General features: G+C 31.2%; 15 protein-coding genes, 1 tRNA gene and 1 other RNA gene. 12 read left to right on the top strand and 5 right to left on the bottom strand.

The window, feature by feature from the left end; genetic code table 11:
- Window positions 1-2 precede the first annotated feature (2 nt).
- From dtd to ssrS, 6 genes are all read left to right on the top strand, one after another.
- On the top strand, window positions 3-452 hold the full coding sequence (gene dtd / locus AB8U03_RS09025; protein WP_369704217.1) for a D-aminoacyl-tRNA deacylase: 450 nt from the start codon (window positions 3-5) through the stop codon (window positions 450-452).
- 31 nt (window positions 453-483) lie between these two features.
- A complete protein-coding gene (locus AB8U03_RS09020) occupies window positions 484-1,098 on the top strand; it encodes an MBL fold metallo-hydrolase (protein ID WP_369704216.1) in 615 nt (204 codons plus the stop codon).
- 50 nt (window positions 1,099-1,148) lie between these two features.
- Window positions 1,149-2,579, top strand: a complete 1,431-nt coding sequence (locus AB8U03_RS09015; RefSeq protein WP_369704215.1) for a coproporphyrinogen III oxidase — start codon at window positions 1,149-1,151, stop codon at window positions 2,577-2,579.
- Window positions 2,580-2,653: 74 nt separating this feature from the next.
- Window positions 2,654-3,904, top strand: a complete 1,251-nt coding sequence (gene hisS / locus AB8U03_RS09010) for a histidine--tRNA ligase (RefSeq protein ID WP_369704214.1) — start codon at window positions 2,654-2,656, stop codon at window positions 3,902-3,904.
- 192 nt (window positions 3,905-4,096) lie between these two features.
- Window positions 4,097-5,887 (top strand): aspartate--tRNA ligase, encoded by a 1,791-nt coding sequence (gene aspS, locus AB8U03_RS09005; RefSeq protein WP_369704213.1) that lies wholly within the window; start codon window positions 4,097-4,099, stop codon window positions 5,885-5,887.
- 93 nt (window positions 5,888-5,980) lie between these two features.
- A non-coding RNA gene (ssrS, locus tag AB8U03_RS09000) (6S RNA) lies at window positions 5,981-6,157 on the top strand.
- A gap of 55 nt (window positions 6,158-6,212) precedes the next feature.
- On the opposite strand, the gene AB8U03_RS08995 is transcribed toward ssrS, so the two are convergent.
- The gene (locus AB8U03_RS08995; RefSeq protein ID WP_369704212.1) at window positions 6,213-6,881 is read right to left on the bottom strand and encodes a DUF6483 family protein; all 669 of its coding nucleotides are present in this window, start codon (window positions 6,879-6,881) and stop codon (window positions 6,213-6,215) included.
- A 205-nt stretch (window positions 6,882-7,086) separates the two neighbouring features.
- Between AB8U03_RS08995 and trhA the strand changes: the two genes are divergently transcribed.
- A complete protein-coding gene (gene trhA / locus AB8U03_RS08990) occupies window positions 7,087-7,737 on the top strand; it encodes a PAQR family membrane homeostasis protein TrhA (RefSeq protein ID WP_369704211.1) in 651 nt (216 codons plus the stop codon).
- An 81-nt stretch (window positions 7,738-7,818) separates the two neighbouring features.
- Here the strand turns inward: trhA and AB8U03_RS08985 are convergent, their stop codons facing one another.
- Window positions 7,819-8,916 carry a putative NPN-dependent ornithine cyclodeaminase gene (locus AB8U03_RS08985; RefSeq protein WP_369704210.1) on the bottom strand — a complete coding sequence of 366 codons (1,098 nt, stop codon included), beginning with the start codon at window positions 8,914-8,916 and terminating at the stop codon, window positions 7,819-7,821.
- Window positions 8,917-9,275: 359 nt separating this feature from the next.
- On the opposite strand from AB8U03_RS08985, the gene AB8U03_RS08980 reads away from it, so the two are divergent.
- The 5 genes from AB8U03_RS08980 to AB8U03_RS08960 all read left to right on the top strand — a co-directional run bounded on the left by AB8U03_RS08980 (window position 9,276) and on the right by AB8U03_RS08960 (window position 14,161).
- The gene (locus tag AB8U03_RS08980) at window positions 9,276-9,830 is read left to right on the top strand and encodes an MEDS domain-containing protein (protein ID WP_369704209.1); all 555 of its coding nucleotides are present in this window, start codon (window positions 9,276-9,278) and stop codon (window positions 9,828-9,830) included.
- 312 nt (window positions 9,831-10,142) lie between these two features.
- Window positions 10,143-12,785, top strand: coding sequence for a DNA polymerase I (gene polA / locus AB8U03_RS08975; RefSeq protein WP_369704208.1), 2,643 nt, complete (start codon window positions 10,143-10,145; stop codon window positions 12,783-12,785).
- A gap of 17 nt (window positions 12,786-12,802) precedes the next feature.
- Window positions 12,803-13,408, top strand: a complete 606-nt coding sequence (gene coaE / locus AB8U03_RS08970) for a dephospho-CoA kinase (protein WP_369704207.1) — start codon at window positions 12,803-12,805, stop codon at window positions 13,406-13,408.
- A 43-nt stretch (window positions 13,409-13,451) separates the two neighbouring features.
- Window positions 13,452-14,027 (top strand): lytic transglycosylase domain-containing protein, encoded by a 576-nt coding sequence (locus tag AB8U03_RS08965; RefSeq protein WP_369704303.1) that lies wholly within the window; start codon window positions 13,452-13,454, stop codon window positions 14,025-14,027.
- Window positions 14,028-14,076: 49 nt separating this feature from the next.
- Window positions 14,077-14,161, top strand: a tRNA-Leu gene (locus AB8U03_RS08960).
- 163 nt (window positions 14,162-14,324) lie between these two features.
- Here the strand turns inward: AB8U03_RS08960 and AB8U03_RS08955 are convergent.
- From AB8U03_RS08955 to AB8U03_RS08945, 3 genes are read right to left on the bottom strand one after another with little or no spacing between them, the layout of a single operon-like run.
- Window positions 14,325-14,897, bottom strand: coding sequence for a manganese catalase family protein (locus AB8U03_RS08955; protein ID WP_369704206.1), 573 nt, complete (start codon window positions 14,895-14,897; stop codon window positions 14,325-14,327).
- 12 nt (window positions 14,898-14,909) lie between these two features.
- A complete protein-coding gene (locus AB8U03_RS08950; RefSeq protein WP_369704205.1) occupies window positions 14,910-15,164 on the bottom strand; it encodes a spore coat protein CotJB in 255 nt (84 codons plus the stop codon).
- A complete protein-coding gene (locus AB8U03_RS08945; RefSeq protein ID WP_369704204.1) occupies window positions 15,151-15,381 on the bottom strand; it encodes a spore coat associated protein CotJA in 231 nt (76 codons plus the stop codon). Before AB8U03_RS08945 ends, AB8U03_RS08950 begins: the two co-directional genes overlap by 14 nt.
- Between the last annotated feature and the right edge of the window lie 287 nt (window positions 15,382-15,668).

The following is a 15,668-nucleotide window of genomic DNA, read 5'->3' as shown; positions in this document are numbered from 1 at the left end:
CCATGCGTGCTGTAGTTCAAAGGGTGAAAAGCTCTAAAGTTGAAGTAGATGGAGAAATTATAGGTGAAATAGGAAGGGGATTGAATGTACTTTTGGGTATATCTGTAGAAGATAATAATGAAGATATACCTTATATGAAAGATAAAATACTAAATTTAAGAATATTTGAGGATGAAAATGGGAAATTAAATAAATCCCTTCTAGATGTAAAAGGAGAACTGCTTATAATTTCACAATTCACCTTGTACGGGGATTGTAGAAAAGGCAGGAGGCCAAGTTTTATAAGGGCCTTGTCAGGGGATAAGGCTAATGATATATATGAAAGATTTGTAAGGGAATGCAAAAATTCAATAGATAGAGTTCAGACTGGCAAATTTGGGGCAGATATGATGGTAACTATAGAAAATGATGGACCGGTGACCATTATGATAGACAGTGAGAAAAAATTTTAAATTTGATTTACGAATACAGGAGGTGTATTTTGTGAAATTAAGAAAATTAATTGTGGGAGTATATGCGGCCAATTGCTATATATTATCGGATGAAGATGCAGCAGAGTGTGTTGTGATTGATCCAGGTGGAGATGTAAAGGACATAATAAATGCAATAGATGATTCTAAGTCCAAAGTGAAATATATATTGTTGACTCATGGCCACGCAGATCATACAGAAGGGGCAGAACAGATAAAAAATAGATATAATGCTCCCATAGGAATAAACAAGTTGGATTATGAAATGATGAAAAAAAGAGATCTTATGTATGGTACTATGACAGCGGAACCTGATATTTATTTTAAGGATAATCAGGTATTTCAAATTGGAAATATAAATTTAAAAACAATATTTACTCCAGGACATACTCCTGGAGGAGTGAGCTTTTTAACAGAAAATTTAGTTTTTACTGGGGATACACTTTTTCAGGGATCTGTTGGAAGAACTGACTTCCCTGGAGGAAATTTTGAAGCAATTATAGGTAGTATAAAAAATAGACTTATGATTCTTCCGGATGAAACAGAAGTGTTACCAGGTCATGGGCTTAAAAGCTTTATTGGTAAGGAAAGAATTTATAATCCGTTTTTGTCTGAAGAAAGGAGTTGAAAATACTTTAGCTGCATTTTATTATCAATTAATGCTGCTTTTAAATGAATATGAAAATAAAAGTTAAATTAAATCCTAATATATACAGATATCAAATATTCCAGATAATAAACTTGTTTTATGATTTTACGGATATAGTTTTTGTAGAAGATAAAGACTGGGATTTTAATATTATGATATTGGAAAATATCATGTTGATAGAAGATAAGCAGGGTATTCATAAAACAGAGTTTCAAAGTGATTTAACGGACAATGAGAATGTTAGGAAAATAGTATTTTTATATTTTAGTCAAAACATAGACAGAAATTTACCCTGGGGAACTCTGGTTGGAATAAGACCAAGTAAAATAGCATTGAAATTGATAAAAGAGGGTAAGAGCAAGGGAGATATAGCAGAATATTTTTATAGGCACTTTTGCTGCAGAAAGGATAAATCAGAACTTTGTATTGATATAGCAAGCAGGGAAAGAAGTCTAGTAAATACCAGCAGCAAAAATATAAGTGTATATATAGGAATGCCATTTTGTCCTACTAAATGCATTTATTGTTCTTTTGCCTCTAATCCTATTGAAAAGTGCAAAAATGTTGTAGAAGATTATCTCGAGAGCTTGATTTATGAAATGAGACAAATTTCGCATTATATAAGACAACATAATTTAAATATAGAATGTGTGTATTTTGGCGGGGGAACCCCAACTTCAATAATTGATGAAAAATTTGAAAAAATAATGGATGAAATATATAATGGTTTTATATGTGATCATAAAATAAAAGAATTTGATGTAGAATGTGGCAGACCTGACAGTATAACTTTAAATAAATTGGAAATCATGAAAAAATATAAGGTAAGTAGAATAAGTATAAATCCACAGACAATGAATGACAGTACTTTAAAATTTATTGGAAGAAAGCATTCTGTAAAAGATATAGGGAAAAAATTTTATATGGCAAGACAATGTGGATTCAACAATATAAATATGGACATAATTGTAGGACTTCCTGGTGAAGGTATAGAACATATTAATAGGACTTGTGAAGAAATAGAAAGGCTTTCCCCGGATAACTTAACAGTACATGGTATGTCTGTGAAGAGGGGATCCAGGCTCTATGAAAATATATTAAACAATGTAAAATATTCTATTGCTGATAATAAAGAATTAAATTCCATGTATAAAAGGACATCTGCACTAGCTAAAACATTGGATATGAAACCCTATTATATGTATAGACAAAAAAACATGGTGGGCAACATGGAGAATGTAGGATATACCAGAGTTGACAATTCGGGAATCTATAATATAGAAATGATTGAAGAACAGCAGACCATAATAGCTTGCGGAGCTGATGCCGTTACCAAAGTTATATTTTTAGATGAAAACAGGTTGGAAAGACAGGCAAACGTAAAGGATGTGAGGGAGTATATAAATAGAGTGGATGAAATGGTTCAGAAGAAAATAAAACTTTTGGATACATTGTATTAAATATATTATAAGTAAATTGGTTATGAAATCCATAGGGTTTTATTGCCAGGCAAGCAGGGAGGAAATAAAGTATTATGATTATACAAGCACCTAGAGGTACTAAAGATGTATTGCCTACGGAATCTTATAAATGGCATTATTTAGAAGATATATTTAAAAACATAGCAGCTTCTTATGGATACAGGGAGATAAGAACACCTGTATTTGAATATACGGAACTTTTTGAAAGAGGAGTAGGTGAAACTACAGATGTAGTTCAAAAAGAGATGTATACATTTAAGGATAAGTCAGGCAGAAGCTTAACTCTTAAAGCTGAAGGAACTTCACCGGCAGTAAGAGCTTTTGTAGAGAGCAGTTTGTATAATGAAGCTCAGCCAACTAAATTATTTTATTTTACACCGGTTTTAAGATATGAAAGTGTCCAAAAGGGAAGACTTAGAGAGCATCATCAGTTTGGCATAGAGGCTTTTGGTGCTGAAGAAGCTTCACTTGATGCAGAAGTTATAAGTTTGGCAATGAGAGTATACAGGGAACTGGGAGTAAAGGGGTTGGAATTAAATATAAACAGCATAGGGTGTCCTAAGTGCAGAAAGAAATACAATGAGATCTTAAAAAATTTTCTATCTGAAAGATATGATGAGCTCTGTGATACTTGTAAAAGCAGATTTCATAAAAACCCTATGAGGATATTGGACTGCAAGGTAGAAAGCTGTAGGGAAATAGTAAAGGATGCCCCTTTAATATTAGACTATCTGTGTGATGAGTGCAGAGATCATTTTGAAAGTTTACAAAAGTATTTAACTGCCCTTGGAATAGAATATAAAATAAATCCGTTGATAGTTAGGGGACTAGATTACTACAGTAAAACTGTATTTGAAATAATCAATAATAACATAACTGTATGCGGTGGGGGAAGGTACGATTATTTAATAGAAGAGGTCGGAGGACCACAAATGCCTGCTGTAGGATTCGGAATGGGAATAGAAAGGACACTTTTAACCTTGGATGAAAATGGAATAGAAATACCAAGACTTCCCTATATAGATTTATATATAGGTGCTATGGGAAATGCTGCAAAGGTAAAAGCTCTTAATCTGGTAAATAAATTGAGAGAGAGAAATTTAAGGTGTGAGTGTGATCATATGAATAGAAGTGTAAAAGCTGAAATGAAATATGCAAATAAAATAGATGCCAGATTTACAGCCATAATAGGTGATAATGAGTTGCAGTCAAATACTGCTAAATTTAAGAGAATGTCGGATGGAGAACAATTTCAGATTGATTTGCAGAATATAGATGCAATTTTAAATTTAGTCAGATTATAAAATTGTGTTAAAAATTTAAATGGTCAAATAATGAAGGAATAGGAGTTGAAAAACCGTTAAAATAACATTATTTAAAAGCTTATAATGTAAATACACCTTGGAGTGCCGGACCAGGGAAGTTTAACTTCAGGCACAATGAACAGGTAAATGCACTTATTTTATATTACAATAAGGCATATATAACGGAATATAATGGGAGAATCATTAAATGGACTTAAGAGAACTCATATGTGCGGTGAACTTAGAGAAAGCAATATAGGTGAAAAGATTACAGTAATGGGGTGGGTTCAGAGAAAAAGAAATTTAGGCGGACTCATATTTGTGGATCTTAGAGATAGAACAGGAATACTCCAGATTGTATTTGGAGAGAAGATAAATAAGGAAGCTTTCGGGAAGTCAGACAATGTTAAATCTGAATACTGTATAGCGGCTACTGGAGTTATTGTAAAAAGAGAATCACCTAATAGGGGAATTCCCACTGGCATGGTAGAATTAAAGGGAGAGTGTATAAAAATATTTTCAGAGTCTAAAACACCTCCAATATATATAAAAGAAAACTTGGATACGGATGAAAATATAAGACTGAAATATAGGTATCTTGACCTAAGAAGACCTGATATGCAAAGAATACTTATGTTAAGGCATAAGGCAGCAAAGGTCATAAGAGATTTTCTAGATGAAGAGGGATTTGTTGAAATAGAAACGCCAATACTTGGAAAGAGTACCCCTGAAGGTGCCAGAGACTATCTTGTGCCCAGCAGAAATTATAAGGGGAAATTTTATGCGCTTCCTCAATCACCTCAGCTCTTTAAACAGCTTTTAATGGTTTCGGGGTATGATAAATACTTTCAGATAGTTAAATGCTTTAGAGATGAGGATTTAAGGGCAAATAGGCAGCCTGAATTTACTCAGGTGGATATGGAACTTTCTTTTGTAGAACAAGAGGATGTAATGAATGTAAATGAAAAATTGCTTCAGAGAGTATTTAAGAAAATATTGAATTTAGATATAAAGCTTCCTATAGAGAGAATGCCTTATAAAATTGCCATGGAAAAGTACGGAAGCGACAAACCGGATTTAAGATTTGGCATGGAGATAAATGATATAACTGAAGTTGTAAAAGATACAAATTTCAAGGTATTTCAATCTGCCATTGAAAGGGGTGGTTCTGTAAGAGCTATAAGAGTTCCGAATTCCGCTTCCATGAGCAGAAAGCAAATTGATAAGCTGGTGGAGTTTGTAAAAGATTATGGGGCTAAGGGACTTGTATGGATGGAATACAGAGAAGATGAAGTTAAGTCATCTGTATCAAAATTTTTAACTGAAAAAAATACTGAGGATATATTGGGCAGCATGGAAGCAGTGCCCGGAGATCTTATATTGATAGTTGCCGATAAAAATAAAATTGTATTTGAAAGTTTAGGTGCACTTAGAGTTCATATGGCAAAAGAAACAGGTATTTTAAAGGATAATAATGAATTTAGGTTTGTATGGGTAACAGAATTTCCTCTTCTATCTTATAATGAAGAGGAAAAGAGATATCAGGCGGAACATCATCCATTTACTATGCCTATGGATGAAGATATACAATATCTAGATAGTGATCCTGGAAGGGTGAGAGCCAAGGCATATGATATAGTGTTAAATGGAGAGGAGCTAGGTGGAGGAAGTATAAGAATACATGATACCAAGCTGCAGGAAAAAATGTTTCAGGTAATTGGAATTACAGAAGAAAATGCCTGGGAAAAATTTGGGTATCTTCTTGAAGCATTCAAGTTCGGGCCACCACCTCATGGAGGTTTGGCTTATGGATTTGACAGGATGGTAATGTTTTTGGCAAAAACTGATAATATAAAAGATGTTATAGCATTTCCTAAAAATCAAAATGCATTTTGCCCATTGACAGAAGCTCCAAATGTAGTAGATGAATCTCAACTAGAAGAACTTGGAATTGATATAGAGGATTTAAATAAAAAGAATTAAATATCTGCATAATAAAGATAAATTTTTAAAAATGTAGTATAATAATACTGATGATTTGAGGAAATATAATTTTTATTTATGTTTAAAGTTTAATAATTCCTGCTGTGTACGTGGAATGAGTTGATGTTGACCGAACATTTTATAAAAGGGAATTTGACTCTTCTCGTGGAATGAAACTCAATTTAATTTGAGCACAGGAAGCGAGAAGGAGATGCCCACCTGCTGGGAGCGGGTTCAAAGTAACTCACGATACGGCATGGTGGGATTTTACTGTTTTAAAATATATTTTTTGACAATTAATACACTTTTTTTCATATTTTCAATATTATAATTTTTGTAGACTGGTTTTTAAAGAAGACAGAGAGTCAATTATTTCTTCTCGAGGAAGGTTACCAGCACACAATTCACTGTCACTTTTTAACAAAAGATTGTTGTAAAACTCTATTGAATATTTGATAGATTGGGCACTATAGGCACTTTCCTGTAATAATTCATATATTATATCTTCAGCTTTATCGTATTTGCAGGATTTTGTATAATAAGCTATAATTTGATTTTCAAGTTCATAGGATAATTTGTACTGGCATATTTTACCTATGATGGAGTCTATATCTGAAAAATGAACCTCCAGCTCACAATCAACCCTTTCACTTAAATAGGCATTTAAAAATAAATGAAGAGATTTTTGATGTATGTAAAACGAATCATTTAATTTATTTTCACTTTCCAGGACATCACCCTCTTCTTCTAATAATTTAGCCATTATTATACACTTGTCTGTATTTATAGTTCCATTAATTTTTACCATTTCCATTAAGCTATCCACAGAAAGAGAGTTGAAAAATTTTAAACTTAGTCTAAACATATCTTTAAAAGCAGTATCAATTAAATCTAAGGTCTCCCTGTAATTTTTATTTTTTTTGCCATCCAATATCTTAATTAACAGTTCATTGAACTTTTTGATTAATTCTGCAGTTATAGTTCTTTTTAACATTGTATATACCTCCAAGATATTATAAAGAATAATGTCAATAATATTATATATTATTATACTAAAAAATTATTTTATTTACTATAAAAAGCCATAATAAATATTGAATACTAATATCCATTGTGATATTATAATATATAGAACATATAGTCTTTAAAACTACATTCGATAATATCAATATTTATATTTGATAAAGGAGTGATAATATATGGATAATCAATTGAAGTTTTACACAAGGGGTGAGGAAATCGCTAATGCTGTAACTCATGGAATAGGTGCGTTATTGTCAATCGCAGCTCTCGTGCTTTTAATTGTTTTCTCCGTTGAAAAAGGTGATAAATGGTATGTGATAAGTTATACTATATATGGAACTTCCATGTTCATTTTGTATTTAGGATCCACTTTATATCATAGTATAACTAATGTAAAGGCCAAAAGAGTGTTTAGAATATTTGATCATGCATCTATTTATTTATTAATTGCAGGAACATATACACCCTTTACGTTGACTATTTTAAGAAGTTCTGTAGGATGGACAATTTTTTGGATAATATGGACTTTGGCCATTTTGGGAATAATAATGAAAGTATTCTGGGTGGGAAAATATGAAATTGCATCTACTTTATTATATATTTTTATGGGATGGATAATAATTTTTGCCATGAAAAAACTGTTGATATTATTATCTCCCGTGGGTATAGCTCTTTTGGTTGCAGGAGGAATTATATATACTGTTGGGGCCATTTTATATATGATGGATAAAATACCTTATAATCATGCAATATGGCATCTTTTTGTCATGGGGGGAAGCGCATGTCACTTCTTCTGTATATTTTTATATCTGTTCCCCAATTCATAGTTATGGTTAAAAAGCGCTATTGAAATATATTCAATTTCAATAGTGCTTCAAAATGTGTAAATACTCAGTTGCAAAATAATTTTAGCTTTTATCCACTAGATTATTGGCTACATTTACCACAAAATCCTGGACATTTGTTATTATAGAAGTTACTTCTAGACTTCCTCTGTCTCTTAATTTATTTACTACAAATTCTGATATGTCTACAGTGTATATGTAAACGGGTCTTATTTTTTTACCCTCTATTTTGTATACTGGAGTCATATTTCCCGTTGCTATGGTATGAAGTTGAGTTGCCAGACATATAACTGTAGTAGCTTTTTTACAATAAGATCTCATGGTATCCTGAGCGTTATATACATCTGAGACTACAGAAGGAAGGGGTCCATCATCCCTTATAGAACCCGCAAGTACAAGAGGAATTTTATTTTTAATGCAGGAGTAGACAACACCATCTTTTATATTCTCTTTTTTAATGAAGTTATTAAGGGAGCCATCTTTTCTTACTTTGTTTATTACATCTATATGATTATAGTGGCCGTTTATTACAGAGTGTTGAGTATATATATTTTGACCAAGTGCTGTCTTAAAAAAAGAACCCTCAAGATCATGGGTTGCAAGTGCATTTCCTGCAAAAATACAATTTGCATATCCATGTTCTATAAGAGATGACATGGCTTTTTTAGAATCAGCATCAAATACTACAGCAGGGCCTAATACCCATAATATATATCCATGTTCTTTTTCATATTCCAGCAAGTCATATAAATTATCATAATCTTTGGAATAAGAACTCTCCCTGCTTCTTCCAGCTCTAAATGAAAACACTTGATTTTCCGAGCTGAAATTATCTTTAAATCCATTTGTATGCACGAAAATGCCTTCGCTGGAATCCTCACTTCTCCCAAGTATTACTTCTTCTCCGACTTCTAAATTTCTAAATTCTTTTATCTTTAAATTGCTGTCTTTATCTAATACTACTACGCAGTCCATTCGACTTTCAGATGCTAATACCCATTTTTGGCTTATTTTAAAATATTCTGGATATATGGAAGTAGCATGATAATTATCGGGAGCCACTCCTTTTACTTCAACTTTTTTTGTAGCTACATTAGGGGAAGAAAGAAATGGTTCGCTCAAAAAATTAGGTAAATGATAATCAGGTAATTTAAAATTCATTGCAAAGACCTCCCTATAGATTCAATTAAATATAATTATATCAAAAAATGTGAGTTAAAGGATAGGTTAGAGTTCAAATTTTTATATTATATGATAGTAGAATCCAATGTGGGGACTCCAAATAAGCAGAAACTTGTATTATTGTAAAAGATAATGGAAACTTAATTAGACATTTTATGACATAATAAATAGAATTCTATAATATAGGATGAAAAATATAATATTTAATAAAATATTATAGCATAAGATGCAAATAAATGATGAAATATTTTGGTAAAGTTTTAGTAAATATTAAAAGGAGTATTTATATATTATGTAGAATATATAAGCAATAAGTTTATTTGTAAAGGATAATAATTATGATTAATAGTAATGTTTTTGGATTTCATTCTTCATTTTACTATTGTGGATTAGAACATTTAATTGTAAATATGTATCAATATATTAAAGATAGTGTTGATAAAAGGGAAAAAATATGTATTTGTACTGATGACAGGATATATTTGGAATTATTAAAGTATCTAGGTGCATATAGCAAGTATATGAAATGTTTTAATGCAGTTGAAATGATGGATTATTATAAGAAAATGGGATTAAATGAGACAAAAGTAAAGCTTTCAAAATATATAGGACAAAATATTAAGAAGGGTTATACAGGAGTAAGATTTATTATGCAAATTGATTATGTGATTTCCAAAACCTCTTCCAAGGATTTCTTATGTTTTGATGAAAATATATCAGATATAATTTCAGGGACAAAGGCTTCCTTTATGTGTATCTACGACTTTGAAGACTATTTAAACAATAAGAATTTTATAGATGATAATGTCCTTAGGGAATCCTATAAAAATCATTTTTTTAGATTATATAAGGGTAAATTAGAAAAATGGAATAAACTATTAAATTTAAAATAATCCTAGTTGAAGAACTAGGATTATTTTAAATTACATTCAGAATTTTTAGCAAAATCCATTAACTTATGGGAGTTATTACATTATCAAGGCAATATAAGTTTAACCTTAATTAATAAAAAGTATACATTTGGAAGAATATATTATCAATAATAATATGTAATAATTAAATAGTATATATAAAACTTTGCCTAAGTTAGTAATTAAATTTACATTACCTTATTTCTAATTTATAATAAGGGTGATATTATATAAGAGTTAATAGTTAATGAGATAAGGCTTCTTTATAAACGAAATGATTTTGGAGGTAATTTAATGAATGATGAAAAACTATTAATACTAGATGGCCACAGTTTAATGAATAGGGCATTTTATGCACTGCCGGATTTAACTAATTCAGAGGGAACTCATACCAATGCAGTTTATGGATTTTTAAATATGTTGTTAAAAATGAAAAAGGAAATTGAGCCCGATTACATAGTCTGTACTTTTGACAGAAGTGCACCTACTTTTAGACATGATAAGTACAGTGAATATAAAGCTGGAAGAAAAAAGATGCCTCCTGAATTATCCCAGCAATTTCCTATAATACAGGAAATATTAAATATGATGTCCATAAATATTTTTGAGATAGATGGATTTGAAGCAGATGATTTAATGGGAACACTATCTGTTTTTGCTGAAGATAAAGGAGTAGAGGTATATATAATTACTGGAGATAGAGATGCTCTTCAATTAGCTACAGACAGGGTAAAGGTGGTTATAACTAAAAAAGGAATTACACAAAGGGAAATATATGATAAAAATAGAATGATAGAAGAATATGGCGTAACTCCTACACAATTTATAGATGTTAAGGGACTTATGGGCGACAACTCAGATAATATACCAGGTGTTCCGGGTATAGGTGAGAAAACTGCCTTTAAGTTAATAAAAGAATATAAAAACATAGAAAATGTATTTGAGAATATAGATAATATCAGTGGTAAAAAGTTAAGAGAAAATTTAAAAAAATATATGGAGCAGGCTGCATTTAGTAAAAAACTTGCTACTATTATTACAGATGTGCCTATAGAGATGGATTTAAAGTCAATTGAATCTAAAAGTGAATATGACGCTGAAGGACTAAAGGGTTTGTTTGAAAAGCTTGAATTCAAGTCTTTAATAAGTAAGATACCAAAAATAGAAGGGCAGGAAAAACCTGAAATAGATGACTTTAAGGTGGAAGTCAATAATATAAATACTTTAGCTGGATTACAAAAATTTGTAGATCATTTAGCGGACTCAAAGATAGAGGATAATTTATTATATGTGAATTTTAAAGTGGTAAGTGAGAAAGTATATTCTAAAAACTTTATAGATAAAATATTTATAAATTTAGGGGAAGAAAACTTTGAAATAGATATAAATAAATTGTATGGTGAAGACAGCAGCAGTACAGTTAAGCTTATGAAAAACTTATTTGAAAATCCTGATTTGGGTAAAGTCAGCTATGATATAAAAGCTCCTTGTAGTATACTGCATAAAATGGGCATAAAACTTTTGAAAATAAAATTTGACATAAAAATAGCAGCTTATCTCATAGATTCATCCAAGTCAAATTATGAACTTGCAGATATTATTAAGCAATATACTGGAATAAATATTTCCAAAGAAGATAAAAATCTTTTTGTTAAAGAAACCATGATGTTTGATAAAATATATTCTTCACTAAGACAAAAAATAGAAGAAGGAGATATGGAGAAGCTTTTGTATGAAGTGGAGCAGCCGCTTATACATGTGCTTGCGTCAATGGAATACGAGGGATTTAAAGTTGACATGAGTAAACTTATGCAGCAGGAGAATAAATTCAAGTTGGAAATAGAAAGGATACAAAAGAAAATATACTCCCTTGCTGAAGAGGAGTTCAATATAAATTCTCCAAAGCAACTGGGAAAGATACTTTTTGAAAAATTAGATCTGCCTGTGATAAAAAAAACCAAGACAGGATATTCCACTAATGCGGAGGTATTGGAAAAATTAAAGGATAAGCATCCTATAATTGAAAATATAGTTTACTACAGGCAGCTTACAAAATTGTATTCAACTTACATTGAAGGTTTAAAAACTGTTATAGGAGAGGATAGTAAGATTCATTCCAGTTTTAACCAAACAGTGACTACCACTGGAAGACTTTCAAGTACAGAACCTAATCTCCAAAACATACCTATAAAATATGAAATGGGTAAAGAAATAAGAAAAATATTTGTGCCGGATAATGAAAATTGTGTTATACTTTCAGCGGATTATTCACAGATAGAGTTGAGGGTACTTGCCCATATTGCAGATGATAAAAATTTAATAAGTGCATTTATAAATCACAGTGACATCCATACTAAAACTGCTTCAGAGGTATTTAAGGTACCAATAGATCAGGTTACACCTACTCAAAGAAGCAATGCAAAAGCTGTAAATTTTGGTATAGTATATGGTATAGGTGATTTCAGCCTGGCCAAAAACCTGAAGATATCCAGAAAAGAGGCTAAACTTTATATAGATACTTATTTTGAAAGATATCCAAACGTAAAATTATATATGGACAATATAGTAAAGGAAGCTAAAAAGGATTTTTATGTTACTACATTGATGAACAGAAGAAGATTTATACCTGAAATAAAGTCTTCAAATAAAATAATAAGATCTTTAGGAGAAAGGCTTGCCATGAATACCCCTATTCAGGGGAGTGCGGCGGATATTATAAAAATAGCTATGGTTAATGTGTACAGGAGATTGGAACAGGGCAATTTAAAAAGTAAATTAATACTTCAGGTACATGATGAATTGATTTTGAATGTATATAAGGAAGAGCTTGAAAAAGTAAAGGGTATTGTGAAAGAGGAAATGGAAAATGTATTGGATTTGAAAGTTCCTCTTGAGGTGGATATAAGTATAGGCAGCAATTGGTACGAGGCTAAATAAGAAGTGTTAAAAGAGGGATGGCTGTGATTAAAATAGGACTTACTGGAGGGATAGGAAGCGGGAAAAGCACTGTTTCCGATATACTTCGGGAAAAGGGTATGGAAATAATAGATGCAGATGATATAGCCAGAAATGTAATTGAGAAATATCCTGTTATAATTGATAAGATAAAATCAATTTTTGGGGAAAGATTTATAGATGATTCAGGAAAACTTAAAAGAAAAGAATTTGGAGATTATATATTTTCATGTAAATATGAAAGAATAAAATATGAAAATATTATAATGCCTTTTATTAAGAGAGAAATATTAGACAGTATTGATAAACTGGAAAAAAATAATGAAAGGATTTGTATAGTAGATGGAGCTACTCTTATAGAAAATAGATTTTATAAGCATTTAGATTTAATTTTACTGGTTTGGGTAAACAGGAGCGTTCAAATATGCAGGGTAAAAAAAAGAGATAAATTGACGGAGCTTCAGATAATCCATAGAATAAATTCTCAAATGTCTTTAGAAGAAAAGAAAAAATATGCAGATTTTATATTGGACAATTCAGATACGTTGGAAGAAACCAAAAGGCAGCTGGAGGAGATATTTAATAAGATAAATATGAAATTATAGGGGGGTGAAGTGCCTTAAAATAATATTTAGGGCATAGATGAGATTGAAATCTATAAGTAGAATAGTAGTATTTATGTTAATAATAATGGCAGTATTAAATGCAAAGAATATTGTAAGATACTATTTTCCTTTAAAATATTCAGGTTATATAGTGAAGTATTCTAAAGAATATAATTTGGATCCACATTTTGTGATGGCTGTGATTAAGACGGAAAGCAATTTTAAAGCAGATATCAGATCCAATAAAAATGCAATAGGTCTTATGCAGATAACTCCAGATACTGCAAAATGGGCGGCAGAGAAAATGAATATAAGAGATTTTAGAGAAGATATGTTAAATGATCCGGAGTTTAATATTAAAATGGGATGTTGGTATTTGAACAATTTAAAAACGGAGTTTAACGGTAACATGAAACTTGTCCTAGCTGCTTATAATGGAGGAAGAGGCAATGTGCAGAAATGGCTGAAGGACTCTCAACATTCAGCAGATGGAGAAAATCTTCAGTATATACCTTTTAAAGAGACAGACAAGTATATTAAAAAGGTGGAGGTTAGTTATAAAGTTTATGAATATTTGTATGGGGAAGCTTCTTTAGATGCATCCCTGGTAAATCTATGATAAATTTTAGTTGACAACTATGTAAAAAGTTATTATAATACTATTGTATGCGAGAGTGGCGGAACAGGCAGACGCGCACGTTTGAGGGGCGTGTGAGTAAAATCGTACGGGTTCAAGTCCCGTCTTTCGCACCAAATAGAATATAAAACTGTATATTAAGGATATTTAAATACGTTTAAAAAAGGCACTATGTTAGTTGTAAAAAACAGTTACCATAGTACCTTTTTTTATTACACCATAAATGCACTACTTCCAGCTAGTTTTTCCACTATCTCTGAATCATTAAAAATTTAAAGATTAAAAACATTTTTTGGAATCCATCTTATCCTGGACTTGAACAAGAGCTTCTCCAAAACGCTGAAAATGAACTATTTCTCTTGCCCATAAGAATTTAAGAACATCTATTATATCAGGATCGTCCGTTAAAGTTATTAGATGCTCATAAGTTGTTCTGGCTTTTTGTTCTGCTGCCATGTCCTCATGGAGGTCTGTTATTGGATCCGCTGTAGCGGTTATATAGGTGGCAGTCCAAGGAAATCCATTTGCATCCTGCCAATAAAGTGCACGTCCATGCTGAACAAAGTGCCCTCCTAGGCCTGCTTCCTCCAATTCACATACAGTAGCATCTTTTAATAATTGGTATACCATAGCACCTATAATTTCCACATGAGCCAGTTCTTCAGTGCCAATATCAGTAAGTAAACCTTTAGTTTTGCCTGTAGGCATGGTATAGCGCTGATTCAAATATCTGAGAGAAGCGCTTAATTCCCCATCAGGTCCTCCGTATTGAGCCACAAGGTATTTAGCCATTCGTATATCCTTGCTTTTAATATTAACAGGATGTTGTAATTTTTTTTCATAAATCCACATATATGTGACCTCCTATTTGTCAGGCTCCCAAGGCCAAGGTTCATTTATCCACGACCAAGGATATTCGCTTTGACTAAATCCAAAATTAGTGAGCATGCCGAAATTTACTTCATATTCTTTTTTTAGGTACATAAGCTGTTTTGATAAAGTATTATAATCGGCAAGAGCTTTCTTATTGTCAGGAAAATTGTCTAGAAAAATATTTAGATCCACTGCAGCAAATTCCACTTGTCTAATCTTATCTAATAATTTTTTACCATCCTTCATGTTTATTTCCTCCTATATTATCTTGATCTTCGGGATAAGGCATAACGAGATTAGGGAATACAGTACCCTTTTCCAATGCCGTATTTAAAGGAAGTAAACCTATATAAGGCTGCATAGGAACATAAGCTCTTGCTAAACTTTTACCTGATGAGTTAGTTGGAAACATAGAAGGGGATATATATTCGGAATCCGTATAGGGAACAAATTTTGAATGCACTATTTTCACCTCTTATATTCTCTTTACAATGATAATATATTCATGGTTATGAATTGTGTTAACGTAAATTGTACACATAAAATTTATTTGGGGTAAATTAATAGAAATGAGTTAATATGAATTTTTATGTATTTGCTTTTTATAAATTTATCAATATAGGTTTTAAATATTGCCATTTAATGATATAATCATCTTGGATAATATTATTAAAATATATGGAATTAAGTATAATAATGACTATGGGTAAATAAGATTGTGTAAACTCCTAGAAAATTTTAGCTATATAA

The sequence above is a fragment of the Clostridium moutaii genome (assembly GCF_041205085.1).
GTDB lineage: Bacteria > Bacillota > Clostridia > Clostridiales > Clostridiaceae > Clostridium_B > Clostridium_B moutaii.
The sequence above is the reverse complement of the archived record's forward strand: the minus strand, read 5'-3'. Positions and strand labels throughout refer to the sequence as shown.

What these genes read in the sequence shown, in the direction of transcription:
- dtd (WP_369704217.1), top strand. Translation starts at nt 3, where the DNA reads ATGCGTGCTGTAGTTCAAAGGGTGAAAAGCTCTAAAGTTGAAGTAGAT.
- AB8U03_RS09015 (WP_369704215.1), top strand. Translation starts at nt 1,149, where the DNA reads ATGAAAATAAAAGTTAAATTAAATCCTAATATATACAGATATCAAATA.
- hisS (WP_369704214.1), top strand. Translation starts at nt 2,654, where the DNA reads ATGATTATACAAGCACCTAGAGGTACTAAAGATGTATTGCCTACGGAA.
- aspS (WP_369704213.1), top strand. Translation starts at nt 4,097, where the DNA reads ATGGGAGAATCATTAAATGGACTTAAGAGAACTCATATGTGCGGTGAA.
- AB8U03_RS08995 (WP_369704212.1), bottom strand. Translation starts at nt 6,881, where the DNA reads ATGTTAAAAAGAACTATAACTGCAGAATTAATCAAAAAGTTCAATGAA.
- trhA (WP_369704211.1), top strand. Translation starts at nt 7,087, where the DNA reads ATGGATAATCAATTGAAGTTTTACACAAGGGGTGAGGAAATCGCTAAT.
- AB8U03_RS08985 (WP_369704210.1), bottom strand. Translation starts at nt 8,916, where the DNA reads ATGAATTTTAAATTACCTGATTATCATTTACCTAATTTTTTGAGCGAA.
- AB8U03_RS08980 (WP_369704209.1), top strand. Translation starts at nt 9,276, where the DNA reads ATGATTAATAGTAATGTTTTTGGATTTCATTCTTCATTTTACTATTGT.
- polA (WP_369704208.1), top strand. Translation starts at nt 10,143, where the DNA reads ATGAATGATGAAAAACTATTAATACTAGATGGCCACAGTTTAATGAAT.
- coaE (WP_369704207.1), top strand. Translation starts at nt 12,803, where the DNA reads ATGGCTGTGATTAAAATAGGACTTACTGGAGGGATAGGAAGCGGGAAA.
- AB8U03_RS08955 (WP_369704206.1), bottom strand. Translation starts at nt 14,897, where the DNA reads ATGTGGATTTATGAAAAAAAATTACAACATCCTGTTAATATTAAAAGC.
- AB8U03_RS08950 (WP_369704205.1), bottom strand. Translation starts at nt 15,164, where the DNA reads ATGAAGGATGGTAAAAAATTATTAGATAAGATTAGACAAGTGGAATTT.